The 12,011-nt window shown below is 69.7% G+C and carries 11 protein-coding genes; 9 read left to right on the top strand and 2 right to left on the bottom strand.

Annotated features, from left to right (window positions below; all coding sequences use genetic code 11):
* Positions 1 to 22 precede the first annotated feature (22 nt).
* The 3 genes from EGM46_RS02310 (at position 23) to EGM46_RS02300 (ending at position 4,601) form a co-directional block, all read left to right on the top strand.
* Complete coding sequence (locus EGM46_RS02310) at positions 23 to 1,513, top strand: aldehyde dehydrogenase family protein (protein WP_125098555.1); 1,491 nt, start codon at positions 23 to 25, stop codon at positions 1,511 to 1,513.
* Positions 1,514 to 1,655: 142 nt separating this feature from the next.
* The gene (locus EGM46_RS02305; RefSeq protein ID WP_125098554.1) at positions 1,656 to 3,092 is read left to right on the top strand and encodes an aspartate aminotransferase family protein; all 1,437 of its coding nucleotides are present in this window, start codon (positions 1,656 to 1,658) and stop codon (positions 3,090 to 3,092) included.
* A gap of 99 nt (positions 3,093 to 3,191) precedes the next feature.
* The gene (locus EGM46_RS02300) at positions 3,192 to 4,601 is read left to right on the top strand and encodes a purine-cytosine permease family protein (protein ID WP_125098553.1); all 1,410 of its coding nucleotides are present in this window, start codon (positions 3,192 to 3,194) and stop codon (positions 4,599 to 4,601) included.
* Between the two features lie 166 nt (positions 4,602 to 4,767).
* Here EGM46_RS02300 and EGM46_RS02295 read toward each other — a convergent pair whose 3' ends face one another.
* Complete coding sequence (locus EGM46_RS02295; protein ID WP_125098552.1) at positions 4,768 to 5,463, bottom strand: SDR family oxidoreductase; 696 nt, start codon at positions 5,461 to 5,463, stop codon at positions 4,768 to 4,770.
* A 312-nt stretch (positions 5,464 to 5,775) separates the two neighbouring features.
* Between EGM46_RS02295 and EGM46_RS02290 the strand changes: the two genes are divergently transcribed.
* Positions 5,776 to 7,161, top strand: a complete 1,386-nt coding sequence (locus EGM46_RS02290) for a CMD domain protein (RefSeq protein WP_125098551.1) — start codon at positions 5,776 to 5,778, stop codon at positions 7,159 to 7,161.
* 30 nt (positions 7,162 to 7,191) lie between these two features.
* Here the strand turns inward: EGM46_RS02290 and EGM46_RS02285 are convergent, their stop codons facing one another.
* Positions 7,192 to 7,761 (bottom strand): helix-turn-helix domain-containing protein, encoded by a 570-nt coding sequence (locus EGM46_RS02285; RefSeq protein WP_206427477.1) that lies wholly within the window; start codon positions 7,759 to 7,761, stop codon positions 7,192 to 7,194.
* A gap of 67 nt (positions 7,762 to 7,828) precedes the next feature.
* Between EGM46_RS02285 and EGM46_RS02280 the strand changes: the two genes are divergently transcribed.
* From EGM46_RS02280 to EGM46_RS02260, 5 genes are all read left to right on the top strand, one after another.
* Positions 7,829 to 8,788 carry an NAD(P)/FAD-dependent oxidoreductase gene (locus EGM46_RS02280; protein ID WP_125098550.1) on the top strand — a complete coding sequence of 320 codons (960 nt, stop codon included), beginning with the start codon at positions 7,829 to 7,831 and terminating at the stop codon, positions 8,786 to 8,788.
* A 93-nt stretch (positions 8,789 to 8,881) separates the two neighbouring features.
* Entirely contained in the window at positions 8,882 to 9,451 is a 570-nt protein-coding gene (locus EGM46_RS02275; RefSeq protein WP_241156130.1) for a SipW-dependent-type signal peptide-containing protein, read from the top strand.
* An 8-nt stretch (positions 9,452 to 9,459) separates the two neighbouring features.
* Positions 9,460 to 10,104 (top strand): SipW-dependent-type signal peptide-containing protein, encoded by a 645-nt coding sequence (locus tag EGM46_RS02270; RefSeq protein ID WP_125098549.1) that lies wholly within the window; start codon positions 9,460 to 9,462, stop codon positions 10,102 to 10,104.
* Positions 10,105 to 10,124: 20 nt separating this feature from the next.
* Positions 10,125 to 11,369 (top strand): signal peptidase I, encoded by a 1,245-nt coding sequence (locus tag EGM46_RS02265; RefSeq protein WP_241156129.1) that lies wholly within the window; start codon positions 10,125 to 10,127, stop codon positions 11,367 to 11,369.
* The gene (locus EGM46_RS02260; protein WP_125098547.1) at positions 11,366 to 11,914 is read left to right on the top strand and encodes a hypothetical protein; all 549 of its coding nucleotides are present in this window, start codon (positions 11,366 to 11,368) and stop codon (positions 11,912 to 11,914) included. Before EGM46_RS02265 ends, EGM46_RS02260 begins: the two co-directional genes overlap by 4 nt.
* The last annotated feature ends 97 nt before the right edge of the window (positions 11,915 to 12,011 follow it).

The following is a 12,011-nucleotide window of genomic DNA, read 5'->3' as shown; positions in this document are numbered from 1 at the left end:
AGCCACCGAGAAAGAAGACACCATGACTCGCAGTTTTGCCGAGTGGCAGCACACCGCTGCCGCACTGACCTTTGACGGCCGACCCGTGATTGGCGGCGCGCGCGTCGATGCCGTCTCGGGCGAGCGCATCACGAAAACGAACCCGGCAACGGGCGCTGTGATCTCCGAACTCCACGCGGGCGGGATCGCTGACGTCGATGCCGCGGTGGCCGCGGCTCGCGCGGCATACGAGAGCGGAGCCTGGTCGCGCGCTGGCGCTGGGTTCCGCCGGGAGCGGTTGCTCGAACTCGCCCGGCTGATTGAGGCACGTGCCGATGAGTTCGCGCTGTACGACACACTCGACATGGGGAAGCCGATCCGGGAGTCCACCACGATCGATGCCCCCGGATCAGCAGCGCTGTTCCGTTTCTACGGCGAGGCCATCGAGAAGCAGGAGCACCTCATTCCCGTCACCCCGCCAGGGTCAACGGCGCTGGTCACGCGCGAGCCGCTGGGTGTGGTCGCGGTGATCGTGCCGTGGAACTACCCGCTCGAGATCGCCACATGGAAGCTCGCGCCAGCGCTCGCCGCAGGGAACACGGTCGTGGTGAAGCCCCCCGTCGAGGCTTCGCACTCGACACTGCTGCTTGCCGAGCTCGCGATCGAGGCTGGGATTCCCGCCGGCGTGCTGAACGTTGTGCCCGGGCGTGGCTCCGTCGTCGGGCGAGCACTCGCTGTGCACGAGGACGTCGACATGCTCGCGTTCACCGGTTCGACCGAGGTCGCGAAACAGCTGCAGCAGTACGCTGGCCAGTCGAACATGAAGCGACTGGCGCTCGAGGCGGGTGGGAAGAGCTCCAACCTCATCTTCGCCGATTGCGAGGACCTGCGGCTCGCCGCAGAGAAAGCCGCGTTCGGTAGCTTCTACAACCAGGGCGAGGTCTGTTCGGCAAACTCGCGCATTTTCGTCGAGCGTGACGTGTACGACGAGTTCCTCCGCCTCTACCGGGAGGCCGCGCGTGGGTATGCGCCTGGCGACCCGCTCGATCCAGCGAGTGGCATCGGATCACTCGTATCGGAGGCTCACGCTGACACCGTCTGGGCCGCGATCGAGAACGCGCGCCGCGATGGCACGATCGTCGCTGGGGGAACGCGGCCCGAGATCGGGGGCTCGCGCGCCTTCATCGAGCCGACCATCGTCACCGATGTGCCCGCCGACCACGAGGTGCACACGCGTGAGATATTCGGCCCGGTTGCGGTGGTCGCTCCGTTTGACACCGAGGAGGAAGCGATCGCGCGCGCCAATGAGACGCCGTATGGGCTCGCGGCCTCGCTCTGGACGGGAAGCCTCGCGCGGGCGCACCGAGTGTCCGAGCGGCTCGTCGCCGGCACCGTGTCCGTGAACACCGTCGATGCGCTCGGCTTTACGACGCCGTTCGGCGGGTTCAAACAGTCGGGCTTTGGGCGGGACCTGTCCGTCCACGCGCTCGAAAACTACACCGACTACAAGACCACCTGGATGCAGTGGGGCTAGGTCGCTGCACTGGGCGGAGCTGCATCTGATCGCGAGATGCAACCCCGCGAAAACCGCTATTTCACACCATTGTGCGCGGCTGGGACGATGAACACCAACGGCGTCGCCGTCCCGGTCAACGCCGACTGAGAGGAAGATCTACATGCCTACGCAGCAGGAAGCCACCACCACCGTTGAACAGCCCTCGAGCATTCCGAGCGGCATCGCGGAGATCGCGAAGCGTCACCTGGTCATGAACTTCACCCCCGCCAGCAAGTACCGAGACGATGAACTCCCGGTGTTTGTGCGCGGTGAGCACTGCTCAGTGTTTGATGAGAACGGCCGCCGCTTCTTCGACGGACTGGCCGGGCTCTTCTGCGTGCAGCTGGGATACACGCACGGTGCCGAAGTGGGCGACGCGGTGCGCGATCAGCTCGCCGCGCTGCCCTACCAGACCACGTGGAGTGTCGCCCACCCGCCAGCTGCCCTCCTCGCGCAGAAGATCGCCGAGCTCGCCCCCGGCGACCTCAACCGTGTCTTCTTCGCCTCGGGCGGCGGCGAGTCGAACGAGGCGGCGATCAAGCTCGCGAGGCAGTACCACATCGACCGAGGTGAGGGCACCCGGACGAAGTTCATCGCGCGGCGCGTGGCTTACCACGGCACAAGCTTCGGCGCGATGTCCCTGAACGGCATGACCGACGTCCGAAAGATGTTCGAGCCCCTCATGCACGGGGTGCGGCACACGCACAACACGAAGCGCTACCGCCGCCCCGAAGGCGAGTCCGCGGAGCAGACGACCGCGTTCCTGCTCGCCGAGCTTGAGTCGCTCATCGTGCAGGAGGGTGCAGACACGGTCGCCGCGATCATCATGGAGCCGCTGCAGAACGCGGGTGGGAGCCTGACCCCGCCAACCCCCGACTACTTCCCCGGAGTGCGCGCACTGTGCGACAAATACGGCATTCTCCTGATCGCGGATGAGGTCATCACCGGATTCGGTCGATTGGGATCCTGGTTCGGCTCGATCCACTACGGCTTCCAGCCCGACATGATCACCTTCGCGAAGGGGATCGCGTCGGCGTACGTGCCGCTCGGCGGGGTGATCGCGAGCGACCGGGTCATCGAGACGGTGCTGGACGGTCAGCTCGGCATGTTCAATCACGCGCTCACGTACGGGGGCCACCCGGTGGCGTGTGCTGCCGCGCTCAAGAACCTGGAGATCATGGAGCGCGAATCCGTGGTCGACAACGTGGCCGAGCTGAGCCCGTACCTCGCGGAGAAGCTCGGAGAGGTCGCTGCAGCTCACGCTGGCATCGTTGGCGACCTGCGCGGCGACGGCTTCCACCGATCCTTCGAGCTCGTCACCGACCAGGCAGCGAAGCGTTGGACCGAGCAGCCGATCAGCGCTGGCGATTTCGTCGGGGCTCACCTGAATCCCGCGCTGGCCGAGGTCGGACTGCTGTGCCGCGTCGCGATCGACGCGGAAGGCAACCCGCTCGTGCAGCTCTCGCCCCCGCTCGTCGCGACGCGCGCCGACATCGATGAGATGACTGGCCTCCTCAACCGCGCATTCACCGCGGCGACCGCGAGCGCCGGGCTTTAGGCCGCCCGGGCCCGTTCGTTCTGACTCGATCACCCCGTTCCCCGGCACCGTCGCCGGGGAACGGGCCCTGCTTCACCGACCCCGAAAGGGCCGCACCACATGGCATCTGAACCGCCCGTCGTGACACAGACGTTCGCGACGTTTGAGCAAGAACACATCATGCCGATCCCCGAGGACAAACGAACCGGCACCAACTGGTCGATTTTCGCAATCTGGGTCAGCCTGAACATGATGCCGCTCGCCGTGGTCACTGGCGCCGTGGCGAGCGGCGGCTTCGGCCTCCCGATTGGCTGGAGTTTCGTTGCCATTATCACCGGCAACGTGATTGGTGCGTTCGGGGCAGCCCTGCACGCCTCGCAAGGGCCGACACTCGGGATTCCGCAGATGCTCCAGGCGCGCGCCCAATTCGGGTATCTCGGTGCGAGCCTCTTCGCGCTGATCGCCTTCATCATGTTCATGGGTTTCTTTGCCAGCATCCTGCTCGTCGCGAAGGACGCGCTGGCTGAGGTGTTCCCTGGCTTCAACGGCACCGTCGCGATCATCGGCTTCGCCGCGATCGGGATCGTCCTGTGCGTTTTCGGCTATGACCTTCTGCGCCGCACGATGGTGTGGTTGTCGATCATCATCGGCATTGCGGTCGCCGTCTCCATGGTCCTCATCGCTGTCCGCCCCGACGTTGTCGCCTCACGAGACGACGCGGTGATGACCCCGGAGGGCTTCTTCGCGATGCTCGCGGTCGGGATCGTCTGGCAACTGGCCTATGCGCCCTACGTCTCCGATTACTCTCGGTACCTCCCGAAAACCACGGGCCCGAAGACCGCTTTCTGGAGCACCTACTTCGGGCTCGTACTGAGCTCGGTGTTTGTGATGGGGCTGGGTGTGCTGCTCGGCGCGCTCGCACCCGACAATCCGCTCGGGGCGCTGGCCTCGACGCTCGGCCCGATCGGGCTTGTGGTGCTCATCATCTTCGCGGTGAGCTCCGCGCTCATCAACGGCGTTGAGCTCTACTCCGCTGTGATGAATGCGCTCACTGTGCTCCAATCCAATTTCCGAGTGGTCATCACTACGCGTGTGCGCGTGTGGACCACGGTCATCTCTGGTGGCATCGCGACCCTCATTGCGGTGCTCGGGCAGGGCGACTTCATGACGATGTTCATCGGCTTCCTCGACCTCCTGCTCTACGTGCTCATCCCGTGGTCTGCGATCAACCTCGTGGACTTCTTCATCGTCCGGAAGGGGCACTACAACGTGTCTGCGCTGTTTGACCGCACGGGCGGCGAGTACGGCAGGTGGAACGCGGTGGGGCTCGTGAGCTACGGCGTGGGGTTGCTCGCGCAGCTGCCCTTCATGAGCATCTCGATCTTCCAGGGTCCGCTTGCCGGTTCGATCAACATCGCCTGGTTGGTCGGCTTCGTGGTGACGGCGCTCGTGTTCCTCGTGCTCGTGCGGCTGCGCCGCCGTGAGGCGCTGCAGCCCGAGGATCGGGTGTCCCCGACTGCCCGGGCATAGCCCGCCCCACCCCTCGTCCCCCCTCGCCCCCACCCCCTCGCCCCGCCCCGCGAATCGGGGTCACCGCGGCAGGGTGTCGTCGGTGCAAGCCGCGTGACACCCTGCCGCAGTGACCCCGATCCGGAAGGCAGACGGACAGGAGGGCGGGGGCAGCGGGCGCAGGCGCCTAGGCGCGGGAGAGCTCCCGGCGCGGGCGCACCGCGACGTCGGTGATCTGCACGTCGACCGGCGCATCGACGACAAAGCGCACCGCTGCAGCCACCGACTCCGGCCGGATGTAGCGCGTCGCGTCGTAGGCGTCGCCTGGGATCATCCCGCGCAGCATCGGCGTATCGGTCTGCCCGGGGGCGACGGTGGCGACACGCAGCCGGTGCGGTTCCTCGTCGATGCGCAGCACGTCGGCGAGGCCCCGCAGTGCATGCTTGCTCGCCGTGTACACGGCGCTTCCCGGGGCCGGCCGGGTGCCAGCGCCGGAGCCGATAAACACCACCGTGCCCGTGCGGTCGCGCAGCAGCGGCAGCGTCAACCGGGTGAGCTCGGCCGGCGCGGTCACATTCACCGCGAAGTGCTCGGCCCAATCATGCACCGAGGCGGCCTCCACGCTCAGTCCCCGCAGGATCGCCGCCGCGTGGACGAGCACGTCGAGTCGGTCGAGCGTGGCGACGCGGGCAGCGACCGCGGCCGCGTCGGTCAGCTCGAGCTGCCAGGCGACAGCGCCGGTCTCAGCGGCGACGGTCGCAAGCCGTTCGGGATCCCGGCCGACCGCGATCACCCGGTGCGTGCGCGCGAGCTCGCGCACGATCTCCTTTCCCATGCCACTGCTGGCTCCGGTGACGAGCGCGATCGGGGTCGTGTCTGTCATGGGGCTCCTGTCGGTCGACGGACTCGGCCAGGCGGCCAGTCCTCTCCAGTGTCTCGCGGGTGCTCAGCGTCCCACACCATTGCCCCCGGCCCGTCACCCTGAGTGTTTCACCCCGGCGTGGGGGTGTACGGTGCGCAGTCGGGGTGAGTGGTCGGCGTATACCGCTTTCCCCTGCAGCTGACAACTGAGTGTCGAGTGCGCGGCTAGGCTCGGCAGGACTGCCACGGTTGAGCCCAACGGCCCGGGTCCGAGGGTGCCGCGGCTGAGTTCAGGGCGGCACCGAGCGGATGGCGCCCGGGAAGGTGGCTGTCGATGACGCCGTTGCCCGCTGGCGCGCCCGATGTGCTTGACGCGCTCGGTGGGAGCGATCCCGGCAGCCCCATTCGCGCACTGCGCGCCGAGTATCCGCGTGCCCGCGAAGCGGTGCAGGAGTATCTTGGGGCCGTGCTTGGTGCGCCGGAATCGGGAGCATTCGCGCACCGCGACCGGGTCGCTATCGCGCTGTTTGTGTCGCTGCTGCACGGATTCCCGCGCGCAGTAAAACTGTATTCCGAGCAGCTCGGGCGGTTGGCGCCCGATTGGGTTGCTCCGCTTCGCGGTGCGAGCGTGTCGGCGCAGCGGCGCGGGCCGGCCGGAGCGTTTCGGGAGCCATCGCTTCGCCGTGAGAGCCGCCGGTTGGAGCGGTGGCACCCGAGCGCCGCGGTGACCATGCGACTCGGTGCTCGGCTGAGCGCGGGGCTCGCGTACGCGCACGCGCTCGTGTTCCGGCCGCGCGAGTCGGCTCCGCCTGCGCTCGCGCGGTTGGGCGCTGCGGGCTGGGGCGCCAACGAGATCGTCTCGCTGACACACCTTGTCGCCTACCTCACCTTCCAGTTGCGCGCTGCCTGGGGATTGCGGACGCTGACGACGGTGACGCCCGGCCTTGCTGGCCCGGGCACGGATGACTTCTGCATTCCACCGAACAACCGAGCCTGCACCGAGCGGCGGCGCGGCAGGGCGGCCGCAGCGGGGACCGCAGTCCCACCGCCGTGGTCGGCTGAGTCGGGCGTGGGGGTCTCCTGCAGGACCAGCAGCGGTGACGCGGAAGCCCCGGTGGTGCACGAGTACTCGGACCTTGCCCGCCCGCGTGGGTTTACGCAGGAGCCGCTCGGTTGGGTGCCCTGGCTTGACCCTGGCGCTGCGAATGATGCAGCAGATGCTCGGCAGAAAGCTGCGGTGCGGAGTGACCCGTTTCAGCGACTTCTCGCGCGGGATCCCGGTGCGCTGCGCGCTCGGGTGAGCGTCGAGCGCGAGGCGGTCGCGCCAGCGGGTGGGGACGGCCTCGGAGGTGTCTCTCGGGTCGAGCGGGAGCTCGCCGCACTGACCGTTGCGCGGGTGAACGGCAGCGTCTTCGATGCCGCGCATCACGCGGTTGTCGCGGGCCGCGCGCCTGGGCGTGCCGCCGACGTGCAGAGCCTGCTCGACAGCGGAGCGCTGGCGCCGCAGCCCGATCCGGGCTGGCAGGCAGTGACCCGGGTTGCGGTGGCGTTGACGGAGACGCCGCTCGCGCTCGGCGGCGATCACGTGCTCGAGCTCAAGGCTGCCGGAGTCAGCGTGCTCGGGATCGTCGACATCGTACACAGCGTCGCGTACGCGAACGGGACGAATCGTCTCCGGCTCGCGCTTGGGGAGCCGGTGCTTGTGCGGCAGGGGGAGTGACCGCGTGTCGACGAGAGACGTTCACCGCGTTCAGTTCGCGGGGTGGTTCTCCAGCGGTGTGTGCAGGTGCAGGCGCTCGCCGACCGTATTGAAGATGCTGATCACCTCTGCCGGTTTCGCGCCGGCCGCGCGGATGCGGTGGGGGGTCATGGTGTCGAACTCCGCGGCCTCGCCCTGACCGAGCTCGAGTACCTGCTCGCCGAGTTCGAGGGTGAGGCGTCCCGAGAGCACGTACACCCATTCCGAGCCCTCGTGCACCTGAGCCGCGCGCACGGGTGCGTCCGGGGAGTACGTGATCTTGAATGCGCGCACGGCCGACGCCTCGCGGGTGAGCGGGGCGACCGTCATCCCACCGCGGGAGACCGCGCCGCGGCGCACGCGCGGATCGCGGTCACGGGGTGCGAGGAGATCGTCGACGCGGATCCCGAGCTCGCGGGTGAGGGGGAGGAGCAGCTCGAGGCTGGCCTGGCGCTTCCCGGATTCGAGGCGGGAGAGGGTGCTGACGGAGATCCCTGCCAGGCCAGCGAGATCCACGAGCGTGAGGCCGCGTTCGCGACGGGCCGCGCGCAGCCGAACGCCGACTTCTGCCAACTCTTCCATGATCCACCTCTTTGCCAATAGTGCAAGACGGATTGCCAGTATCGCACGGAGCGGGCACGATGGGCGCATGACTGAACACACCAGCGATGCACATGCCAGCTACGACGCGGTGATCCTCGGGGGCGGGGCCGCCGGCCTGAGCGCCGCGCAAACGCTCGGCCGGTCGCTGCGCTCGACCCTCGTGATCGACGGTGGGCTGCCGCGCAACCGCTTCGCCGCGCACATGCACAACGTGCTCGGGCACGACGGAACGCCGCCGCAGGAGCTGCTCGCGCGCGGCCGCGCGGAGGCGGAAGCCTACGGGGTCGAGTTCGCCGCTGGCGAGGTGACCGCGGTGCGGGAAGGCGCAGCCGGCGTGATCGTCGAGGCCAGCGTCGCGGGCGAGCCGCGCACCGTGACCGCGCGTGCTCTGCTGCTCGCGGCCGGCGCGGACGATGAGCTGCCCGAGGTGCCCGGGCTCGCCGATCACTGGGGTGGCACGGTGCTGCACTGCCCGTACTGCCACGGGTGGGAGGTGCGTGGCGGGCGGCTCGGGGTACTCACGACCTCGCCGGCCTCGATCCATCAGGCGCTGCTGGCGCGGCAGTGGAGCGACCGGGTGACCGTGTTCGCCGCCGGGCTCGGGGAGCTCGAACCCGGGATCGAGCGCCGCCTGCGCTCGCGCGGCGTGGAGATCGTGCATGAGCCGGTGGTCGAGGTGCTCGGCGAGGCGGCGGGCATCACCGGCGTGCGCACGGACGACGGGCGCGTGCACCCGCTCGACGCGATGCTCACGGCGAGCACGGTGCGGCCACGCGATGCCGCGGTTGCGCCGCTCGCGCTCGAGCGTGCGGAGACTCCCGTCGGGAGCTTCATCGCCGTCGACCCGATGGGCCGCACGAGCCATCCGCGCGTGTGGGCCGCGGGGAACGTCGTCGCGCCGATGGCCACCGTGCCGGTCGCGATGGGCGCCGCTGCGATGGCGGGCGGGGCAATGAACTGGGCGCTCGTTGAGGAGGACTTCGTGACAGTCTCTATGGAAAACTGATGCGTTGACGTAGCATATGCCCCAAGCATCACCAGGGTGGGCTTGGTGAGTCTGTACAAAGGGGTATGGCTTATGCGTGAGGAAATGCATGGTGTGGGGAACACCGCGGAGACGAAGCGCACGGGGTGGACGCGCGCGCGAGCGGTGCTCGCCGGCGGCCTCGTGCTCGGCGTCGGAACCGCCGTGACGCTCGCCGCGTGGACGGACACGGAGTGGGTGCGCGGCGTGTTCGGCAGCGGCAGCTTCGGCATCGAAGGCTCGGCGGACGGCACAGCGTTCTCGGATCACCCGGTCACGGGCGCGCCGGATACTCTGACCTTCCAGATGAACGCCGACGCGCTCGCGCCGGGGGATGCGGTGTACGCGGGCTACGCCGTCCAGCTGATCGCCGGCGCGACGCACGCCGCGAACGTGACGCTCACCACAGATACGAGCGACGCGATCACGGGCACGAGCGCCAGCTTCGTGTACACCACGGCGGCGGGGTGCTCCGCGAGCGCGTTCACGACGGGAACTGACGCGAACGTCACGAGCTTCACGCTCGCGACCCCCGAGACGCCGGCGTTCCTGTGCTTCCAGATCACCGCCGACGACACGCTCCCGCAGGGCGCGTCCGGTGAGATCGTCTGGACCTTCACCGCGGAATCCGGCGACCCCGTGTAGCGCCGATCATGCGTGGGAACGCGAGGTCGACCGCGCGTGCGCACGCGGCGCCGCGCGGCCAATGGTTCACGCGTGCGCGAGCCGTGCTCGCCGGGGCGCTCGTGCTCGGGGTGGGTGGCTCGCTGACGCTCGCGGCCTGGACCGACACGGAGACCGTGCAGGCGAGCTTCGCGGCGAGCGTGTTCGGCATCGAGGGATCGAGCGACGGCACAAACTTCAGCGAACACCCGGCTGGGGGCCCGGCGACGCTGAGCTTCACGGTCACCCCGACCGCGATGTCCCCCGACACGACGAGCTACGCGAGTTTCACCGTGCGCACCACGTCGGCGACCACGGTGCCTGGCTCGCTGGCGCTGAGCGGCGCGGTCGTGGGCGGCTCGGGGCTCGGCGGCTACCTGCGGTACGGGGTCGTGGTGCTCACGGGGAACACCGCCTGCAATGCCGGTGCGTTCGCGCCGGGGGTGGGGACGACCGTGGTGCCGCAGTGGAGCCAGCTCGCCACCGCCGGCCAGGGAACGCAGCCGCTCGCGGCCGGCGGGTCGGCGCCCGTGCGCTACTGCTTCGCGGTCACGCTCCCCGCGGGCACCGCGAACGCCGCACAAGGGCTCACCGCGTCCGCAACATGGACGTTCACCGCCGCATCAACGTCCTAGCGCCGAGAGAGGAGGACACCGTGACACGTGTGGGCGGCAGGCGCGCCGGCGCTGCGGTCGGCAACGCGCTGCTCAACGTCGCCGCGCTCGGCGGCATCGTCTGCATCGTGCTGGTCGCGCTCTCGGGGCTGTTCGGGATCTCGCTCATCATGTTCAAAACCGGGTCAATGTCGCCGGGGATCCCTGCGGGATCGCTCGCGGTGGTGCGTGAGATCCCCGCGCGCGCGATCACGGTGGGCGACGTGGTCACCGTCGATCGGGCGGGGACACTGCCCGTGACGCACCGCGTCACCTCGGTGTCCGGCGAGGGGGCGAGCCGCACGATTACGATGCGCGGCGACGCGAACGACGTCGACGATCCAGCACCGTATGTGGTCTCGGAGGTGCGGCAGGTCCTTGCGGCGGTGCCCGGGCTCGCGCACGTGGTCATGTGGTTCTCGCACCCCGCGGTGCTCGGCGCACTCACGATCGCGTCGGCGGCGCTCGTCACCTGGGCGTTCTGGCCGCGGGAGCCGCGGGGTCCGAGGGAGCCGCAGTCCCGCGAGCCGCTGCGCCAACGCGGGCGGCACACCGCCGGTGCGGTGGTGCTCGTCGCGCTGTGCCTCGGCGCGGCCTGGGGCGTCGGGGCACCGGGCAGCGCGCCGGCAGCCGCTGCTTCATTGCGCAGCGATCCCGCGCTGGTGGCTGGCGAGCGGCGTGCAGTGACGCAGGGCGCCACCCTCCGGCTGACGTCGCTGGGCGATGCTGCAGCAATGCGCGCCATGCGGCCGGGCATCCCGGTGGACTGGCAAGTGGGGGTGGCGTTCACCGCGGCCGCGCCCGGTGACGTCGACGTCGCGCTGCTCGCAACGGGGGATCCGGAACTCGGGCTCGAGGTGGGCGTGCGCTCGTGCACCGTGCCATGGGTGAACGGTGCGTGCCCAGGCACCGAGCGTGCGGTGCTCCCGGCCGGGCCGCTCGATCTCTCGGGAGCTGCGATCCAACTCGGCACGCTCCATGATCGAGGCGAGCGCTGGTTCCTCGTGACCGGGGCCATCCCCGCAGGTGGGGCGGGGCTCGTGGAACTCGCGGTGCGCGCGGTCGGGCAGGAGGAAACCGCTGAGGTGGGGCCCGGGCAGGGCGGAATGTGGGAGGCTTCCCCTGCGTCGCCGGAGCTGCCCGTGACCGGCGGCTCTGCGGGGTGGGTGCTCGCGCTCGGTGCCGTCGTCGCGGGGCTCGGATGTGCGGGACTCGCAACCGCCGCGCGGGGGAGGCTCGCGCGGTGAGGGCGCGACGCGACGGGGAACGCTGCGCGCGCCGCGCGCTCGCCGCGTCCGTGGCGGGTGCCGCGATCCTGGTCGTCGGGGTGGTTCCCGCGTCGCTCACCGAGGCGAGCTGGGCAGACACGGAGGCGGCCGCCGCCTCCTTCGTGGCGCTGACCGTGCCCACCCCGCAACCGCTCACGGTGAAGTGCGCGTTCAACCCCGGCCTCCTGGGCGCGGCCCCGAAGATTACCGTGGACTGGCGGGTGCCGGCCGGCACGACCGGCTACACGATGGCGAGCGCCGAGTACGGCTACCTCGCGCAGGGCGGCCTCACGCCGCTCACCGCAGCGCTCCTCGGCAGCGTCACCGTCTCCGGCACGACGAGCGCCGCAAAGACCGAGTTCAACCTGGGGCTGCTCGGTGGCCTCCTCGGCGGGGGCGCGTCCGTTGCAGTGCGCCTCACCGGCCCAGGGGGCTGGAAGTCCGCGTGGCTGGTCGCCACCGGGACGAGCGGGCTCGCCGGCACGAACGCTGACTGCACCTGGAGTACGGTGGCCGCGAGTTAGGGCACTGGAGCCCGTGCTGAGCGGCGCGGGATCCGGGGCGGGGACACGGCAGGGCCCCTGCGGCGGAACATCACGTTCCGCCACAGGGGCCCTGCCG

It is taken from the genome of Leucobacter chromiireducens (assembly GCF_003917135.1).
Taxonomy (GTDB): domain Bacteria; phylum Actinomycetota; class Actinomycetes; order Actinomycetales; family Microbacteriaceae; genus Leucobacter; species Leucobacter chromiireducens_A.
The sequence above is the reverse complement of the archived record's forward strand: the minus strand, read 5'-3'. Positions and strand labels throughout refer to the sequence as shown.

Excerpts from the sequence above, each read along its gene's own strand:
- EGM46_RS02285 (WP_206427477.1), bottom strand. The coding sequence starts at position 7,761 with ATGGAAGAGTTGGCAGAAGTCGGCGTTCGGCTGCGCGCGGCCCGTCGC.
- EGM46_RS02305 (WP_125098554.1), top strand. The coding sequence starts at position 1,656 with ATGCCTACGCAGCAGGAAGCCACCACCACCGTTGAACAGCCCTCGAGC.
- EGM46_RS02280 (WP_125098550.1), top strand. The coding sequence starts at position 7,829 with ATGACTGAACACACCAGCGATGCACATGCCAGCTACGACGCGGTGATC.
- EGM46_RS02290 (WP_125098551.1), top strand. The coding sequence starts at position 5,776 with ATGACGCCGTTGCCCGCTGGCGCGCCCGATGTGCTTGACGCGCTCGGT.
- EGM46_RS02270 (WP_125098549.1), top strand. The coding sequence starts at position 9,460 with ATGCGTGGGAACGCGAGGTCGACCGCGCGTGCGCACGCGGCGCCGCGC.
- EGM46_RS02295 (WP_125098552.1), bottom strand. The coding sequence starts at position 5,463 with ATGACAGACACGACCCCGATCGCGCTCGTCACCGGAGCCAGCAGTGGC.
- EGM46_RS02310 (WP_125098555.1), top strand. The coding sequence starts at position 23 with ATGACTCGCAGTTTTGCCGAGTGGCAGCACACCGCTGCCGCACTGACC.
- EGM46_RS02300 (WP_125098553.1), top strand. The coding sequence starts at position 3,192 with ATGGCATCTGAACCGCCCGTCGTGACACAGACGTTCGCGACGTTTGAG.